Genomic DNA, 17,675 nt, shown 5'->3' on the forward strand with positions numbered 1-17,675 from the left:
GGGCGCACACAGTGAAATCCCCCTGACACCAAAGTTTACGAATCAGTTGCGTTGGACGGTGCTCTGCCCGCTCAGCTCGCCCATCGTGCGCGGCTCGACGTACCGCTGATAACTGAACCCGGCAGCGCCACCGACCAGCAACGCGACCACCGCGGCGGCCATCCAGCGGCCCTTACGCCGCGGGGGCTTGGCAGCTCTGGCCGCCGCCTTGGCTTCCTTGGCGGCTTCCGCGGCTCGCGCTTTCTCGGCGGCCTTGGCAGCCTTCCGCTCCTTGCGCGAGGTGCCGGTCTTGTCGGAAGCAACTACTTGCTCATCCGTTGCCCCGATCGAAGCCACCGGCAAGATCCCCGCCGACCCGGCGGAAGCCGCGCTCCCGCCCGCCACGGACCCGGTCCCGCCCGACCCGGCGGAAGCCGCACTCCCGCCCGCCACGGACCCGGTCCCGCCCGCCACCGCCCCGGCCGTCGCCGCCCCGGTCGCCGACGCCTTGTCTTCAAGTACCGGCGCGGACTCAGGTGTCCCCTGCGCCGCAAGCTGCTCCGGCTTCAGCAATGTCGGCGCGTTCTCGTCGCTCAGCGCGGTCGGCTCGGGGTCGTCAACGACCTGCCCGGGCGACCGCAGCTCCGTCGGCGCCTCCGACGGCGGCCGCTCGGTCGCAGCGTCCACCCCCGCCCAGCTCACCGAGATCGTCTCCGTCGCCATCCCGGAGACCGACGGCGGCACGAACCCGTGCGTCGTCTCGTCCAGCGCCCCGACCAGCTCTCGCGTGAAGCTCGCGACATCCGGCCAGCGGTTCGCCCGATCAGGATCCAGCGCGCGCACGATCGCGTCGTCGATCTTGTCCGGTACGTCGAACCCGAGGCTGCTCGGCGGCGCCGGCGCATTGACCCGCCCGGCCGCCCCCAGCCCGTCGACCTGGTGCGGCGACCGACCCGTCAACGCGGCGTACGCGACCGCACCCAGCGAGTACTGATCAGCCCGCTCGTCGAGCCGCTCGCCCATCGCCTGCTCGGGCGCGACGTACGACGGCGTACCGCCCGGCATCGTGATCCGTGAGACCTCGTCCAGCGACTTGCCCAGGCCGAGGTCCGAGAGCACCGCCCGCTCGCCCTCGTCCGTACTGCGGAACAGCACGTTGGCGGGCTTCACGTCACGGTGCAGCAGCCCGCGCCGATGCAGCGCCTGCAGCCCGCGCCCAACCTGTACGACGACCCCGACAGCGTCCGCCGGCGCCAGCGGCGCCTTCTTCAGCCGGTCCGCGAGCGTCCCGCGGTCGGCGTACGTCAGCACCAGGAACGGCCGCCCGTCCTCCAGCTCACCGACGTCGTGCACCTGGACGACGTGCTCGGACTCGACCCGGCGCAGGAAGCGCCCCTCCTCGAGGAACCGCCGCCGCACGGCGTCGTCGTGGGCCCAGTTCTCGGCCAGCACCTTGACCGCGACCTCGGCGTCCAGCTGCTCGTCGTGAGCCAGCCACACCGTCGCGAAACCGCCTGAGCCCAGGCGTCGGCGCACGACGTACCGGCCTAGTCTGGATGGGACCCCCATACAAGGCATTATGGATCACTGGGAGTTCCCTGGTCCCGGCCGCGTTGACAACCCTGTTGACAACCTCCGGGACACCACCTGGCGGAATCGAACAGACAAGGCGCTGATGAGCGATACCAGTCCGACCGACGATCTCGGGATCCTGGCCGAACGGGCCCAGGGCGGCGACAAGAACGCGATGGACGACCTGCTCCGGCTGGTCCATCCGCGGGTCCTGCGGATCTGCCGCAGCGTGCTGCCGTACTCCGCGGACGCCGAGGACGCCGCCCAGGAGGCGCTGCTCAACATCGCCACCAAGATCAACACCTACTCGGGGCGCAGCAGCTTCTCCACCTGGGTGCACTCGGTCGCGGCGAACTCGGCCCGCTCGACGTACCGCAAGCTGAAGCGGACCGCGCAGGCCGCGCACAACCCGGAGACGATGGACCGCCCGGACCCGCGCACCACGAGCGTGATCGCCGGCACCCGCCTGGACCTCCTCGAGGCCCTGGAGACGCTGGAGAAGTCCCGCCCCCAGATGGTCACGCCGCTGGTCCTGCGCGACGTCTACGGCCTGTCGTACGAGGAGATCGCGGCCGAGGTCGGCGCTCCCCTGGGCACCGTCAAGTCCCGCATCCACGACGCCCGCGAGGTCGTCCGCCCCCTCCTGCGTCCCAAGGACTAGCCCCAAGGTCTGCCCAAAAGAGCACCACCACCACATTCACCACAGCAAGTACCAGCGCGCGCTCAGGTGATCAACCCTGTCCAGGGTCGCCCTCAGAGGCTCACGACCTGGAACCACGCGTGCACATCCAGCTTTTAACGTTCAACCCCGAAGCACCAGCCAGGCCCTCCCACGAGTAGGCAGGTGTGTGCTCAGATGGGTCCATGAAGAAGCTCATCAACGACCCTGCCGATGTTGTGAGTGAAGCGTTGCGCGGGATTGCTCTCGCGCATCCCGACCATGTCCGGGTCGACCACGAGAACCGGATCGTCTACCGCAAGGACGCACCGCGCAGCGGGAAGGTCGGACTGATCTCCGGTGGTGGGTCGGGGCACGAGCCGATGCACGGCGGGTTCGTCGGGCTGGGCATGCTGGACGCGGCCTGCGCGGGTGAGGTGTTCACCTCCCCGGTGCCGGACCAGATGATGGCCGCGACCAAGGAGGTCGACGGCGGCGCCGGCGTCCTGCACATCGTGAAGAACTACACCGGCGACGTGATGAACTTCGAGATGGCCGCCGAACTGGCCGCTGCCGAAGCCGGTACCGAGGTCCTGTCCGTGGTCACCGACGACGACGTCGCCGTACAGGACAGCCTCTACACCGCCGGCCGCCGTGGTGTCGGCGTGACCGTCCTGCTGGAGAAGATCGTCGGCGCGGCCGCCGAGGAGGGCCGCCCGCTGCAGGAGGTCGCCGACCTGGCCAAGAAGGTCAACGCCCAGGGCCGCAGCATGGGCATGGCGCTCACCTCGTGCACTGTCCCGGCCGCGGGCAAGCCGACGTTCGAGCTGGCCGAGAACGAGATGGAGGTCGGCATCGGCATCCACGGCGAGCCCGGCCGGAAGCGGTTGCCGCTGGCCCCCGCCAAGGACGTCGCCGCGCTGCTGGTCGACCCGGTGCTGCAGGATCTCCCGTACCAGCAGGGCGACTCGGTGATTGCCTTCGTCAACGGTATGGGCGGGACACCGCTGATCGAGCTGTACGTGATGTACAACGAGGTCCGTCAGCTGCTCGACGCAGCCGGGATCACCGTCGCCCGCTCGCTGGTCGGCAACTACATCACCTCGCTGGAGATGGCCGGCTGCTCGGTCACGCTGCTCAAGGTGGACGACGAGCTGGTACGGCTCTGGGACGCCCCCGTGAACACCCCCGGCCTACGCTGGGGCGCGTGAGCATGGGTGTCGATGAATTCACGAACTGGCTACGGGACCTCGCGGGAACGCTGCACGACAACGCGGCGTACCTGACCGAGCTCGACTCGGCGATCGGCGACGCGGACCACGGCAGCAACATGGACCGCGGCTTCTCCGCAGTCGTCGCGGTGCTCGACGAGACCACCTTCGACTCGGTCGACGAGCTACTGAAGAAGGCCGGGATGACGCTGGTCAGCAAGGTCGGCGGCGCGAGCGGACCGCTGTACGGAACGTTCTTCCTGCGCTTCGGTACGGCGCTGGCCGGCGTCGAGGTGTCGCCGGCCACGGTCGGTGAGGCCTTGAAGGCCGGCGTCGGCGGAATCCTTGCCCGCGGCAAGGCCGAGGTCGGCGACAAGACCATGTACGACGCGTGGGCGCCGGCGCTGTCGGCGTACGACGAAGCTGTTGCCGGCGGCTCGGACCTGCGCGGCGCGCTGGTCGCTGCCGCGGAGGCGGCGGCCAAGGGCCGCGACGAGACGGTGCCGCTGGTCGCCCGGAAGGGCCGCGCAAGCTACCTGGGTGAACGCAGCGTCGGCCACCAGGACCCAGGCGCCACCAGCACCACGCTGCTGCTGGAGTCGGCCGCACGCACACTCGGATGAACCACACCTGGCACTCGTGGGTGGTGAGGGGCGTGGGCATCGGCTCCCACTCCGGGGTGAGGTGAGGGTGGCTTGATCGGGATCGTTGTGGTCTCGCACAGCCGCGCCTTGGCCGACGCGGCTGTCGGGCTGGCGTCGGAGATGGTTGCTGCTGACAACCGTCCGGTGATCGCGGTGGCGGCCGGGCTGGACGAGACTACCTTCGGCACGGATGCCGCGGCGGTCGCGGAGGCGATCGGTACGGTGGACGGGCCGGACGGCGTACTGGTGCTGCTCGACCTCGGCAGCGCGGTTCTCAGTGCTGAAATGGCGTTGGAGTTCGTTGATCCGGAGACAGCTGAGCGGGTGAAGTTGTCGAGTGCGCCGCTGGTCGAGGGATTGGTGGCTGCGGTTGTCACGGCATCGACCGGAGCGTCGTTGGACGCGGTTGCCGCTGAAGCTGGTCGAGGGTTGGCCGGCAAACAGGATCACCTGGGCGAGCCTGCACCTGAAGAATCTGCAGAGGTCCCCGCCGGTCAGCTCACACTGGAAGTTGTCCTGCGCATCGAGCACGGGCTGCACGCGCGCCCGGCGGCGAAGCTGGTCGGTGTGGTCGGCCAGTTCGACGCTCAGGTGACGGTCCGCGATCTGGAAACCGATCGGGGTCCGGTCGATGCCGGCAGCCTCAGCCGGGTCGCGACCTTGAACGCGCAGCAGAACCACCGCCTGGAGTTCGCAGCCGGCGGCCCACAGGCGGCCGAGGCTCTGGAGGCGATCCAGGCGCTCGCCGACCGCGACTTCGACGACGTACCGCCGAGCACTGAAGTGGTCCAAGGAACAAGTGGTTCCGGGCTGGACGTCGCGGTCGGACCCGCGGCGGTGATCGACGCCGAGGTCGACCTCAGTGGCTACGTCTCCGGCGACAACGAGCGCGACAGGCTCGAACAGGCTCTGCACCGGGCGGAGCAACAGCTGAGTGTCCTGAAGGACAAGGCACCTGCCGACCAGGCCGGCATCTTCGGCGCGCAGGCTGCCCTGCTTCGCGATCCCGCCGTACTGCAAGTAGTTGCTGGAAGCACCAACGCGGCGACCGCCTGGAAGCAGGCGCTGGACGAGCTGGCCGCGAGCTTCGACGGGCTCGACGACGCCTATCAGCGCGAGCGCGCTCAGGACGTGCGGAGCGTGCGGGACCGAGTACTGCGTGCGCTGACCGGTGCCGCAGAGGCTGCGGAGCCTGCGCCCGGCAGCATTCTTGTCGTCTCTGAGTTGGACGCGGCGACCGCGGCTGTGGTCGATGCGTCCGTGGCGGGCATCGCCGTACGGGCTGCTGGGACGACCGGGCACGGGGTGATCGTTGCGCGGTCGCGCGGGATCCCTTTGATCACAGGGATCGGGGATGTTGTGGTCGCCGATGGTGTGATGGTCGGCTTCGATGCGCGCACCAGGTCGTTTGTGGTCGAGCCCGATCGGCAGGCCTTCGAGGTGACCATCAGAGAGCGCGAGGACGAGCGCGATGCCGCCCTCAGCGCGGTCGACGAGCCGGCGACGACGATCGACGGGCGCACGATCCCCGTGATGGTGAACGTCGGATCCGTGCAGGACGCCCGGGACGCACGCGGTGCCGACGGGTCGGGCCTCGTGCGGACCGAAGTGCTGTTCGGCGACCGGCGGACCGCGCCGACCGCGGCTGAGCAGGCGGCGGCGTACCGGGAGATCGCCGCCGCACTGAACGGCAAGCCGATCACGATCCGCACCTGGGACGTCGGCGGCGACAAACCGCTGCGCTTCCTCCCGCAGGCAGCCGAGGCGAACCCGTTCCTCGGCGACCGTGGAATCCGCACCTTCCGGCACGCCGGGCCGGAACGGGCCGAGCAACCGACGCGGCCCGAGACGCCCGGGCGGCACGAGCTGCTCAAGACACAGCTCGAAGCGATCCGTGAGGTTGCGGCTGAGACTCCGGTGCAGGTGATGTTCCCCATGGTGACGACCGCCGAGGAGGTCGCCTGGGCGTTGCAGCAGCTTGGCCCGCGGCCGAATGGGCTGAAGGTCGGCATCATGGTCGAGGTCCCGGCGGCCGCGCTGCGGATCGAGACGCTGGCCGTGGGGCTCGACTTCGTGAGCATCGGCACCAACGACCTGACGCAGTACACGACAGCGGCCGACCGGACGAACACGGCCGTCGCATCGCTTGCCGACGGCCTCGATCCCGCCGTACTGCGGCTGATCGACCGCGTGGTGCGCCAGGTCCCGCTAGGCGTGCACGTCGCGGTCTGCGGAGACCTGGCCAGCGATCCGCTCGCTGCGACGCTTCTGGTCGGCCTCGGCGTACAGGAGCTCAGTGCGGTTGGGCCGCAGGTCGCGCTGGTGAAGGCGAAGCTCCGTCAGATCAGCGCGGTCGACGCAGCGATGGCTGCGGCGACCGCACTGACCCTGGACAGCGCAGCGGCCGTCCGTCAGCGGCTGAAGTAGCGCAGCTCAACCAGGTTGTAGCCGGAGGTCCTGGTGGGCTTGGCAGGGAGCGTGTACGACTCCCCCGGCTCCAGGTAGACCAGACCGGTCAGCGGCTCGGTCGCCAGGTCCAGGTCGACCACCAGCGCCGGGTAGGCGCCGGTCTGCCAGGTGTAGGACTCCCCGGCGTCCGGCGTGACGTGCTGGACCCGTACATCGTCCTCGTCCACCACGACCTTCGCCGGGACCTCGCCGACCTCGGCGAAGCTACTGTCCACGGCAACACCTGCTGGTACGTCGTACGGCGTACCAGAGGTCTCCTCACCCAGATCGAGCACCTCGATCAGGCGGTTGCGGTACGCCGCGTCGCCGTGGTTGGTGAGCATGTGCACCGGCGACACCGGCCGGTAGACCGAACCGCCGACTGTCTCGCTCAGCTGCCGGGCCGGGCTGCCGTCGAGCCAGTCCATGTGGCAAGGCGAGGTGGACAGGCAGAGCACGACGTACGGGTTGTGGTGCAGGTGCCAGCCCTGCGCCTCGCCCGGGTCGAGCGCGACCTCCCAGACCCGGACCCGGGGGTTCTCCAGCAGCACCCGGGTGCCGATCTCGCCGAGCACGACCTCGGTGCCGTCGGGGGCTTTCGCCGTGGTTCCAGCGGTCATGGTGGTGGGTTCTCCGATCAGTCGACGGATCGTTCCATCGCGACGCCGCCCAGGACGACGCCGTCAGGCATGGTCAGCTCCTCCGCACCGAGCTCGGTGAAGCCGAAGGACTTGTACAGCGGTACGCCGGGCAGAGTCGCCATCAGCGCGAGCCTCGTGAACCCCTCCGCCCTCGCGGCATCCACACAGGCGGTCAGGATCGCGCGACCGAGCCCCCGGCGGGTCCAGTCGCCGCGGACGAACATCGCCCGGATCCGCGCCGGCTCGGTCGCCGGGTCGAGCAGCCGCGCGTCCGCACCGGCGTCGGTCCCGTTGTAGAGCTTGTTGCGCCGGCTCCATCCGCCACACGCGACGACCTCACCCGCGGCCTCGTGGACGTAGTACGTGCCGTCCTCGATCAACGCCAGGTCCAGCACGGCGATGTGCACCGCCGCACTCGCCGTCTGCCGCTCGTCGTAGTACGCCGGGAACAACTCGACCGTGGAAGCCCGCATCAACTCCGCGATCGCAGGAGCATCCGCCGGCACAGCCAGCCGCAGAACAGGGGTCACGGGGCCAGGCTATTTCAGGCCGCCGGGGGCGAACCACGCGAGCCCCTCAGTGTGCACCTCTCAGTGGACGCCGCGGTGGGCTCGGATCGCGCCGGCGGTGAAGATGGCGCCGGCGGTGGCGGGGACCAACGCGAGCGACTGGTGGCCGAGCAGGAGGAGGATCAGCGCTGCGTCGAGCAGGACCACGGCGGCAGCCCCTTGGAGAACGACGTGGATCCACCACCGCGCTGTGCCGGGCTCAGCGGGGACGACTTTGAGAGGTTCCAGCTGTGAACCGTGCAGCTTGGCGACGCGGCGCCGGTGGGCCTCGCGAGGGCCTCGCCAGGGGTCTTTCGGGACGAAACTGGACAGGCGCAGGCGCAGCTGCAGGGCCTCCTGGCGCCGGCGGACTCGTTCCTGGCGGTGTTCCCGCGTACGGCGTTCGTCGGCAGCGTGCAGATGGATGCTCGGGTCGATCGGCCCTCCGAGAAGCAGCTGGTCGTTCCACCGCGAGCGCGCGACCCCGGCCGCTGTCAGCTGGTGCTCCCCGCCGCGCTCCTCGACCAGACCCCGCCGGACCAGCCCGTCGAGCAGCTCACCGAGCTCGCCCTCAGGCACACCGGTCCGCCGCGCCAGGTCCTCGCGGGTCCGCGGCTCACGGGCCAGCAGCCGCAGGAGTTGCGGCGTACGGATGTCCTCGCTCATGCGTCCCCCCCAGGACGGATCACGTGATGGCTAGGTGAAGCATGCCTGCTGAGAAGGTCGGCTGGAGGGTTGCCTCGATGCGGACGACTTGGGCGTGGATCGGTGGGAACGTCGCGGTGTTGAGGCGGTCGGGGGCGATCTCGTACGTCGCTTCGATCGGGCGCCAGGTGTCGCCGTCCAACCACAGGGCTCGCCAGGAGGTGGGGATCCGGCATTGACCGGTGGCGGTGTCGTCGTACCAGTACGCCTCGATGGCCGACAGGTCGCGCGGCGTCCGCAGGTCGTACTGGATCCACTCGGTGGTCCCCCGCCGGTCCCACCAGGTGAAGCGCGGGATGGTGGTGTCGGCGGACGACGCCGGAAGGCGCCCGTCGTGCGGCGCCTCCAACGAGTCGCCGTTGTTGACGTGCGACGCGGTGATCCGGGTCCGGTAGACCCATTCCTTGCCCTCGGCATCGATCTGCGGGAACGACGTCACCCGCAGCCGCGCGGCACCCATCGGGATCAGCGCGATCTGCTCGACCGGTTCCGTCGTCGCGGCCGGGCTCGGCTGCAGCAGGCCGACGACGTCCTCGGTGTCGGTCTCCCACTGCGGGATCCGTTGCGCGGTCGTCGTCAGCGCGATCGGTACGCCGTCCTGCGTGAACGGATCCTGACCGGCCTCCCGCCGTACGAGCTCGAACGTCGGGTCGACCGGGAGCCCGTAGTTCCACGGCGACTCGGGGTAGACCGCGAGCTCCGGCCACTCGTCGGTGCCGCCGATCCGTTCGTACCGTTCAGCGATCGCGAGCGAGTACGTCAGCGGTCCACGATCGACCGTGACGGAGTTGTGGTTGTCCGCCCAGACCCGCGTGCTGACCCGCATCGGCAACGTCAACGTCACCTTGTCGCCGTCGCTCCAGGTCTGGTCCAGCTTGACGCAGTTGCCCTCAGCCCTTACTCCGTTGACCTCGGACCCTTCGGCCCAGCCGGGAATCCTTACGTACAAGGGAAACTCGACCGGGTCAGCAGTATGCACGGTCAGCGTAACGGTCTCACCGAACGGATAGTCGGTGTCCTGGACAACAGTCACCACCGTCCCGTCGCCGACCTTCGCCGTCACCTTGCTCGCGGCAAACATCGACGCCGCCAGCCCGTTGTCGGTTGTGGCCAGCCACAGCTCCTGCGCGTAGTACGGCCAGGCCATGCCGTAGTTGTGCGGGCAGCACCGGTACTGGTGTACGCCGTACTTGAAGGCCTGCATCGCAAAGGGATTCTCGAACTGCCCGTGCTTGACCCGGTCATCGAGCTGCACGCTGTTCGCGCAGGTGATGTAGTGCATGACCTGCTGCAGCGGGTCGTACGACGCCGGCAGCGAGTTGAACGCGAGCTTCTCGCACCGATCCGTCCAGACCGTGTCCCCGGTGAAGCGGGTCAGCATCTCGAAGCTGTGCATCAGCTCCGCGATCCCGCACGTCTCGAACCCCTGCCGCGGATCGCCGAACCCGGGCCGCGAGTTCTCGTCCCCCGCGAACCCACCGCCGGGGAACTGCCCGTAGAGCTCCATGATCGTCGCGTAGTTCCGGTACGTCGCGTCGGCATACGCCGGATCCGTTGCCAGCAGCCCGTACTGCAGCGGCTCGCGGAACCCCTGCGCGAGGTTGACGTTGTGCCAGTTCGGGATGCCGCTCACGTAGTCGGCCGACCCGGCGTGCATCTTGTGCACCAGCTCGAGCAGCCAGGCGTCGCCGGTCCGGTTGTAGAGCCAGTACGCGCTGTCGATGTTGTCGCCCCAGCGGAACGCGCCCCACGAACGGTTGAACACCTCCGCAGGCTGCGTGTTCTGGAACGCCAGGTACCGGCTCATGAACGGGATCACCCGCTCGTCGCCGGTGAACTCGAACCAGGACCGCAGTGCACCGAGCAGCGGCATCCCCGGCCAGAAGTCCGGGCCGCCCTCGAGCGAGGTCCGCAGCCGCTCTGGGCCGAACCAGCCGTCGGCCGCCTGAGTCCCGAGGATCCCGTTGATCCAGCGCTCGGTCCGGGTCAGTACGCCGGTGTCACCGGTGACGTAGCCGAGGTCGCCGAAGCCACGCAGCCAGTACGGCAGCTCCTCCCAGGCACCCTGCGCGGGATCGACCCAGCCGTTGGTCTCGTAGACCAGGAAGTCGGAGACCTCGTCGTACCGGCCGCAGAGGCCCTTGACCTGGAGATCCAGCTGCTGCGCGAGCCAGCCGCGTGGCTCGATCGCGCCCGGCGGGAGCTTCTGGAACGGCACCGGCTGCAGCGGCTCCCGGTTCGGCACGTAGTGGCCGCCGCGGGTGGCAGGGGGAAGGACGGGCATCGCGCGAGCCTTTCGCCGGGATGACAACGTGAGACACCCCAGTCCTACCCCAGGTGATCACCCGCTGACACCTCCGTGCGGTGAAATGGTCCGAAAGGTGCTGGACATGTACGGGGCATGACGCAGACACCGATCAGGCCCCGCCCCGGGCCAGTGAGCGAGGCAGCCGTGCACGACCCGCCGGGCGACAGCGGGCGCCGGGAGCGGTTCGAGGAGGTGTTCGGCGCCCATCGGGAGGCGGTGCTCGGCTACCTGCAACGCCGTACCGGCTCCAGCCACGACGCTGCCGATCTGCTGGCCGACACGTTCGTGGTGGCGTGGCGCCGCCTCGACGAGGTGCCCGGCGGGGACCAGACCAAGCCCTGGCTGTACGGCGTCGCCCGGCGCGTCCTGGCCAACCACCGGCGCGGTGAGGGCAGGCGCAACGCGCTGGCCGACCGGCTGCGCGACGAACTGGTCGACACGGCCACCCCTGGTCCGGAGCCCGTCGACGGGGACTCGGCCACGGCACGGGCCTTCCGCGCCCTGCCCGAGCCTGATCGCGAACTGCTCACGCTGGTCGCCTGGGAGGACCTGGACACCGCGCAGATCGCGACCGTGCTCCGCTGCTCCCGCAACGCGGTCCGGATTCGCCTGCACCGGGCCCGCAAACGTTTCGCCAAGCTGCTCACCACCACCGCACCGGCCACGGTGAGAGGAGAGGTTTCCCATGAAGACATCTGACGCCGACGCGGCCGTCCGCGCACTCAAGCCCAGCACCAGCACCTCCGTCGGGGCCGACACCTGGGCCCGCCTCGCCGACGACATCGTCGCCACCTCCGCCGAAGCGGGGACGCACGCCTCGAACGCGGCGGCGGCCGGAGCAACCGCGGCGGAGCCCGTCGCCGCCGGCGCGAGCGGCGAAGGCGGTACGCCGAGCGTCGGCGCGAGCGGCGGAGGCCGTCCGCCGAGCCGCACCCGCTTCGGCTTCGGCGCCGGGTCGGCCCGGCCGCGGCTCGCTCTCGCCGGTGCGTTCAGCCTGCTGATCGTCGGCATCGTCGCGGGGACCGTCGTACGGAGCCCTGGGCAGGACCAGCCGCGGGCGCTGTCGTTCACCGACACCGGGAACTCGGTGATCGTCCGCGTGGTCGACCCGAACGCCGACCCGAAGCGCTACAACGCCGAGTTCAAGGCGATGGGCCTGAAGGTGAAGGTGAAGACGGTCCCGGTGAGCCCGCCGGGCGTCGGCAAGTTCACCAGCTACGCGGTGCCCGTGAACGGCGGGGTCGGGATCAACCTGCTCGCGCCGGGTGAGAAGTGCAACGGCACCCTGAACGCCTCCGACCCCGGCTGCCAGGACGGCGTCGAGGTGCCGAAGGACCTGGACGGCTGGGCCGAGATCGACTTCGGCCGGGCCGCGAAGAAGGGTGAGATGTACTACCACTTCAGCAGCAACATCGACGACCCCGGCGAGGTTCTGGCCGGTGTGAAGTTCCGCGGCCTGACGATCGCCCAGGCCAAGCCGGTGCTCGCCGCCCACGGCCTGACCATCGAGAGCTACCACGCCGCCGGCACCCGCCCGGAGACCGGCCCGATCGACACCCCGCCGGACAGCTGGTACGTGCACGACGCCACGTCGTACATCGCCGGTGAAGTCCAACTGGACGTCGCCGAAGCCAAGTAGGCCCACTCGCCGCCGCTTGACCCAGCTACCGGGTCAGCGGCGGCGGTCCCGCCGTTTCGGCGCCGAAGCCCACCGCCAGGTCACCAGCACCCAAGCGATCGCCGGCAGCCCGAAGATCGCCGCAGCGATCTCCCGGCCGAACACCAGAAACACCAACCCCGTCAGGAAGAACGGCAACGCCAGCCACACCGCACCAACGAACGCGGCCCACCGCCACCGTCCCGGCTTCTTCACCGGCGGCGAGTAGAACGCCGGCGCCGGCAGCCCGCCGAAGACCACCAGCAGATCCCCGTGCGTCACCGCCTCCTGCACCAGGTCGACCCGCCGATGCAGCTCGTCCTCGTCCAGCCGCCCGATCGCGAACTGCTCCGCCAGCTCGTCGAAACAAACTCGGCGCTCCTCATCGGTCAACCGCACCGAAGCCATCCGCCGCCGAGCCGCCACCACCCGAGCCTCCTGCCCAGCAGCAGCCGCCATCCCCGCCAAGTTCCCCAACTGCCCAGCACCCGGCTTCCCCCGGGGCAGGTCCGGCCGCCGCTCCCACTCTCTGTCAGCCATCCCACACTCCCCACTAGCGTCCTTACGAGTGTGCCAGACCGGTGGTCAGCCGAGCTCGATCTCCGGAAGCCGCTCGATCAACGCATCGGCGAGACAGGCGAGTGCCCGCGGGTCGTGCCGACTCACCAGGTCGAGCGGCGCCCACCAGTTCCCCACCCCGAAGGCACGGGCCAGCAACACCCTCGCCTGCGCCGGCGGAGCGATCTCGGCCAGCGCCAACCGACCCTTGAGCCGTTCGTCCTCCCCCGCCGGGCCCTCCACGAGCTCCTCAGCGCTGCGAGCCCAGGCCTGGGCCCGGTGATCTCCCGCCGCCTCCCCGGCCTTCGCCAGCGCGCACCACCCCTGGACGGCGGCCAACGTGCTCAGGTCGCGCGCCGTGACGCCGATGTGCTCAGGCTCCGTCAGCATCTCCTCCGCGAAGTCCAGGTCGCCGTTGTCCACCGCGGAGCGCACGGTCGCCAAGTACGCCGGCCCCAGGAAGGGATCGTCGCTGCCGCGGAGGATCGCCACCGCGCGCCGGTGGTCACCGGCCTCCGCGACCGCCGTCGCGACCGCGCGACGATGCTGCTCACAGCGATCGGGATCGCCCGAGGCCACCAGGTTCTCCCAGCGCTCGTCCAGGCCCGCGATCGCTTCCGCCGCTGCCACGACGCCGAGGGCGTCCGACCGCTCGAGCTCGTCGTCGAACGCGGACAGCAGCCGTTCGGCCTGGTCGTACGCGCCGGCGAACAGCAGCGTCTCCTGCATCCGCCGCAGCGAGAGATCGCGGCGAAAGCCGCTCTCGATCCCACGAATGTCGCGGACCAGTTCGTCGAGCAGCGCGGTGCCGGCGGCCGGATCGGTTTCGGTCCGAACCGCCGCTACGACGGCCCGCAGCATCTCCGGTGCCCGCTCCTCCAGCCAGCCGGACAAGACCGCCGCGCCGGCTTCGTCGCCGCCACGGATCGTGGCCTCGGTCAGCCGCGCGATCACCGTCGGGCCGACGACGAAGCCCGCGGACCGGTCGACCAGGCGCAGCAGTTCCGGCCAGCCGCCGGCTGCTCCGATCGCGGCCAGTGCCGCGACCATCGGCCGGTCGGCCGCGGTGCCGAACACCGGCTGCGAACTGGCGCACACCTCCCACGCCGCGGCCGCTGCCTCCTGCGGGTGCCCCGCTTCGGCGCGCGCCACCAGCGGATCGAGCGCCGGACCGAGCGCGGCGGCGTCTCGTCGGCGGACCGCGATCGGCCGGTCGTCATCAGCATCCCCGGTCCGGACGAAACGCGTGACAACGCGCTGGAAAGCACTGCTGATCCTTGCGTTGACCCGCTCGGCACGGTCGAGCGCCTCGATCGCGACCAGCCTGCGCGCCAGTTCGGCCAAGCCGCTCGAGACCACGTCCTGGAAGTCGAAACTATTGCCTGGAGCAACAGCAAGCTCGGCCAGCCGGACGGCCTGCGGACGGTTCCCGAGGTCGAGCGCCGAGCCCGCGAGGCGGCAGAGATCGTTCCGGCTCCCGGCCAGGGCCCACATCGACACGGACACGACCTCCGCGCCGACCAGCTCCCCTTCAGCCAGCAGCTCGGCCGCCTGGTCCGGGCTGCCGGCCGCGATCGCGGCCGTCACCAGCGTCGGCATCAGGGACAATCTGAAGGACGGCTCCGGAATCAAGCTGTACGTCGCGAGGGCCGCCGGCAACTGCCCGGCCTCGCAGTACGTGCGAACCACCCGCAACCGTGCCCGTGATCGCTGCCCGAGATCGGTGATCTGGGCGGCAACCTCATCGGCCCGCCGAAGGTCACCGGCCGCGAGCCAGACGCGCACCGACGTCAGTCGCACACCGACGTGTTCCTCGTCGTACAGGCTGCTCTCGCGCGCGAGCAGCTCGTGCGCGCGATCCGGCTCACCCCAGTACCCCAGCTGTTCGGCGAACTCCTCGACCGCCGCCCGCCGCGTCCGCCGGCCCCGCATCAATGCGATCTCGGCGTCGATCGCGGCGTACAGCCGGGCGACGTGCTCCGCCGTGCCGGATCGGCGCGCCTGGCGGGAGACTTCCGTCAGCGCCCAGACGCGGTCGGGCGGGCTCGTGATCTGCAGGGCAGCCTGGGCCGCCCGAGCCAGCAGATCGCCGGTCCACGCCGGGTCGGCTTGCACCACCGAGGACCGAAGGACGGCGATGAACGCACGCGGCCGCTCGGCGACCTCCACCGTCTCAGCCAGCGCCACGGCCTGCTGAGCCAGCTCACGGCCTTCGAGGTCGCCGGCCCGGTCCGCGCGTTCGGCCAGGGCGCGGACTCTCGACAGCGGGTTCTGGTCGGCGGGGCCCTGCGCAGCGGCTGTGTCAGTGCCGCTCACAGCGTCAGGCGGTACGTCGGTCGCACGCAGCGTTCGCAGTAGCTGGACGGCATGGTCTCGAACGGTCTTCGACTCAGCCTGCTCGGCCGCTGACTCCAACCGGGCGACGTCCCCCTGCTCGGCCGCGATGTCCAGGAGCTCGGTCCGAGCCGACTCCCTGCTCCAGCGGTAGGTGATGCTGTCCGCCAGGCTCTCCGCCTTGTCGAAGTCGCCCATCCGCGCCCACAACCCGGGCAGCTCGGTCGGGACGTTGCTGGTGTGCTGCTCGATCTCGTTGCGGTGAAAGGCGAGCAGCGCGACGGACGCGAGGTCGACGGTCTCCTGGGCCGTCAGCGCGGCGGCAACGCTCCTGATCTCCAGGAGGGCCGCGTGGTGCACACCGACGCGCGCCAGCATCAGGTCGTGCCGGGCGCTGTCGACGGCCAGGGCCACCGCTGCCGGAAGGTCGCCGGCTTCGAGGAGCTTGCCGAGGTACCCCCGGAGGAGGTACTCGGGGGTGTGGTCGGGCCAGCCCGCTGCGCGGTAGCGCTCGGCCCACTGGTCGAGCCGGTCCGAGCTCGCGCGCAGGACGGCCGGCCCCAGCGATCCCGTGGTGGCGATCCGGAGCTCCTCGTGCGCGAAGCCGTAGATGTCGGGAGTCGACTCGCGGCGCCAGGCCGCCGGCTGGCGGCCGAACGTGCGTCCGGACGAGCCGGTCAGGAGCGCTTGGACGTCGTACGGCGAGCGCTCGGTCAGCTCGGACAGGTCGTGCTCGCTCAGACCACCGCCGGCCGCCGTGATCAGGCCGAGCACGTCCTGCGCGAGCGGGTCCCGGAGCAGGGTGCGGAGCTCGTGCGTGGCGGCCTGCTCGCTCGCCCGCGCGTGGACCGACGGGCTCAGCTCGTGGACGACGGCCGGGTCGCGCAGTGGGTGCCGGTCCGGAACGTCGACCGGCAGTGGCGGGTCGGACCGCCCGGCGACGACGACCTTCAGCCCTGGGAGCGGCTTGTCCGGCAGCAGGGCCGCGATGCTGAAGAGCTCCTGGTCCGGGGTGAGCAGCCGGTCCTCGTCCAGGCCGTCGACGACGAGTACGAGCTGCTCACCACGGAAGCGGCAGCTCGACGCCGCCTCCGCGATCAGGCTGTGCAACCGGGCGACCCGGCTCAGCTCCGACGCTTCGGGGTCCGCCGGGCGGTCGAGCAGCTCGAGAAGCTGCTCGGTGAGAGCGTCGATGAACGCGTCGCGGTTGTGGTGCGGGTTGAAGCGCCCGTTGACGAAGAACGAGACGACCTCGGTGCCTGGGGGCGGGTGGAGGACGAACCAGGCGAGCAACGCCGACTTGCCGGACCACGGACCGGCGGTCCAACGCCAGTAGAAGCCGTCGCCGGTGCAGAAGGCCCGCAGCTGGTCGAGCTCGGTCTCCCGGCCGCGCAGCTCGACCGGCGTGATCTGACGGACGTACTCGAGGTAGCTGAACTCCGTTGCTGCCCGGATCCGTTGCTTGGGCACCGGGGTTTCGTCAGGGCGAGGGCGGGACAGCACCGACACCAGCAGCGCGGACAGCGCGACGAGCAGGCCGAGAGCGCTGGCGAGCTTGTCAGCGGTCTCCAGGCCGACGGAGTACAGGTAGAGCGCGAGACCGGCGATCACCAGGACAGCGGCGACGCGGGTCGCCCAGCGCCAGCCCCGGCGTCCTCGACGCAACAAGCCGCCTCCCCGAACGCGTACGGTCACCGCCGACGAGCAGACTAGCCGAAGTCCGCCGCGACCAGCCGCTGCCGGATCCGCGCCAGCTGCTCGAAGGTGAGACCGGTCGACGTCAGGAAGGCGGCCACATCGACCGAGCCGAGGAAGCCGACCAGCTCGGCGCAGGCTTGGGCGCAGTGCTGGTCGAGAGTCTGGTCCGGGAGGGGGCGGTCGTCGGACTCGGAGGCGTAGGTGCGGAGGGCCAGCTCGTAGTCGTCGAGGATGTCGGCGACCGGCGTACCGGCCAGGGCCAGGAGCATCGAGACGATCATGCCGGTGCGGTCGCAGCCGGCTCGGCAGTGGATGAGGGTGCCGCCGGGTGGGGCGTCGGCGAGGCGGGCGAAGACGGCGGTGATCATGCCGGGCCAGCGGTGCAGGACGGCGTTGTAGTACGCCGGGCTGTTGAGGCGTTCGCCCCACTCGGTCATGAAGGACTCGTCGGACTGGTCCTCGACGGGCTGGTGGTGGATCGTGACGCCGTCGATGACCTGTACGCCGAGGCGTTCGTCGGCGTTGCGGAGGTCGATGACCGTGTTGATCCCGGCTGCGAGCAGGGCGTCGCGGCCCTGGTCGGTCAGGGCGTCGGGGTGGGCCGAGCGGTAGACGCGGCCGTACTGGATCGTGCCGCCGGTGGCCGGGAGGCCGCCCAGGTCTCGGGCGTTGAGGGCGCCGTCCCACTCGAGTTCGCGCATGTGGCGGAGGCTA

The 17,675-nt window shown here is 70.4% G+C and carries 14 protein-coding genes and 1 pseudogene; 7 read left to right on the forward strand and 8 right to left on the reverse strand.

The window, feature by feature from the left end:
• Positions 1–42: 42 nt before the first annotated feature.
• Entirely contained in the window at positions 43–1,548 is a 1,506-nt protein-coding gene (locus ACYVIO_RS03520) for a serine/threonine-protein kinase (protein ID WP_460649172.1), read from the reverse strand.
• A gap of 106 nt (positions 1,549–1,654) precedes the next feature.
• Here ACYVIO_RS03520 and ACYVIO_RS03525 point away from each other — a divergent pair, with 106 nt between their 5' ends.
• From ACYVIO_RS03525 to ACYVIO_RS03545, 5 genes and pseudogenes are all read left to right on the forward strand, one after another.
• Positions 1,655–2,212, forward strand: a complete 558-nt coding sequence (locus ACYVIO_RS03525; RefSeq protein ID WP_460649173.1) for an RNA polymerase sigma factor — start codon at positions 1,655–1,657, stop codon at positions 2,210–2,212.
• 203 nt (positions 2,213–2,415) lie between these two features.
• On the forward strand, positions 2,416–3,420 hold the full coding sequence (gene dhaK / locus ACYVIO_RS03530) for a dihydroxyacetone kinase subunit DhaK (RefSeq protein WP_460649174.1): 1,005 nt from the start codon (positions 2,416–2,418) through the stop codon (positions 3,418–3,420).
• Positions 3,421–3,422: 2 nt separating this feature from the next.
• Entirely contained in the window at positions 3,423–4,043 is a 621-nt protein-coding gene (gene dhaL / locus ACYVIO_RS03535; RefSeq protein WP_460652056.1) for a dihydroxyacetone kinase subunit DhaL, read from the forward strand.
• Between the two features lie 72 nt (positions 4,044–4,115).
• Positions 4,116–4,526: pseudogene (gene dhaM, locus ACYVIO_RS03540) on the forward strand (dihydroxyacetone kinase phosphoryl donor subunit DhaM); the annotation flags it as partial.
• 54 nt (positions 4,527–4,580) lie between these two features.
• A complete protein-coding gene (locus tag ACYVIO_RS03545; RefSeq protein WP_460652057.1) occupies positions 4,581–6,491 on the forward strand; it encodes an HPr family phosphocarrier protein in 1,911 nt (636 codons plus the stop codon).
• Here the strand turns inward: ACYVIO_RS03545 and ACYVIO_RS03550 are convergent.
• The 4 genes from ACYVIO_RS03550 to ACYVIO_RS03565 are packed head-to-tail and all read right to left on the reverse strand — an operon-like array spanning position 6,476 to position 10,690.
• Positions 6,476–7,132 carry a cupin domain-containing protein gene (locus tag ACYVIO_RS03550; RefSeq protein WP_460649175.1) on the reverse strand — a complete coding sequence of 219 codons (657 nt, stop codon included), beginning with the start codon at positions 7,130–7,132 and terminating at the stop codon, positions 6,476–6,478. The two genes, ACYVIO_RS03545 and ACYVIO_RS03550, sit on opposite strands and share 16 nt — an antisense overlap.
• 17 nt (positions 7,133–7,149) lie before the next feature.
• Complete coding sequence (locus tag ACYVIO_RS03555; RefSeq protein ID WP_460649176.1) at positions 7,150–7,683, reverse strand: GNAT family N-acetyltransferase; 534 nt, start codon at positions 7,681–7,683, stop codon at positions 7,150–7,152.
• Between the two features lie 60 nt (positions 7,684–7,743).
• Complete coding sequence (locus ACYVIO_RS03560; protein WP_460649177.1) at positions 7,744–8,367, reverse strand: helix-turn-helix domain-containing protein; 624 nt, start codon at positions 8,365–8,367, stop codon at positions 7,744–7,746.
• A gap of 19 nt (positions 8,368–8,386) precedes the next feature.
• Positions 8,387–10,690, reverse strand: a complete 2,304-nt coding sequence (locus ACYVIO_RS03565; RefSeq protein ID WP_460649178.1) for a beta-L-arabinofuranosidase domain-containing protein — start codon at positions 10,688–10,690, stop codon at positions 8,387–8,389.
• Positions 10,691–10,858: 168 nt separating this feature from the next.
• Between ACYVIO_RS03565 and ACYVIO_RS03570 the strand changes: the two genes are divergently transcribed.
• Complete coding sequence (locus ACYVIO_RS03570) at positions 10,859–11,413, forward strand: RNA polymerase sigma factor (RefSeq protein WP_460649179.1); 555 nt, start codon at positions 10,859–10,861, stop codon at positions 11,411–11,413.
• Positions 11,400–12,353 carry a hypothetical protein gene (locus ACYVIO_RS03575; RefSeq protein ID WP_460649180.1) on the forward strand — a complete coding sequence of 318 codons (954 nt, stop codon included), beginning with the start codon at positions 11,400–11,402 and terminating at the stop codon, positions 12,351–12,353. The genes ACYVIO_RS03570 and ACYVIO_RS03575 overlap by 14 nt, the downstream gene beginning before the upstream one ends.
• Positions 12,354–12,386: 33 nt before the next feature.
• Here the strand turns inward: ACYVIO_RS03575 and ACYVIO_RS03580 are convergent, their stop codons facing one another.
• Genes ACYVIO_RS03580 through ACYVIO_RS03590 form a run of 3 tightly spaced genes read right to left on the reverse strand, consistent with a single transcriptional unit; the run spans position 12,387 to position 17,662 of the window.
• Positions 12,387–12,911 (reverse strand): DUF1707 SHOCT-like domain-containing protein, encoded by a 525-nt coding sequence (locus tag ACYVIO_RS03580; RefSeq protein ID WP_460649181.1) that lies wholly within the window; start codon positions 12,909–12,911, stop codon positions 12,387–12,389.
• A gap of 45 nt (positions 12,912–12,956) precedes the next feature.
• On the reverse strand, positions 12,957–16,931 hold the full coding sequence (locus ACYVIO_RS03585; RefSeq protein ID WP_460649182.1) for a hypothetical protein: 3,975 nt from the start codon (positions 16,929–16,931) through the stop codon (positions 12,957–12,959).
• Between the two features lie 41 nt (positions 16,932–16,972).
• Positions 16,973–17,662, reverse strand: coding sequence for a tyrosine-protein phosphatase (locus tag ACYVIO_RS03590; RefSeq protein ID WP_460649183.1), 690 nt, complete (start codon positions 17,660–17,662; stop codon positions 16,973–16,975).
• Positions 17,663–17,675: the final 13 nt, after the last annotated feature.

The organism is Kribbella endophytica (assembly GCF_054781295.1).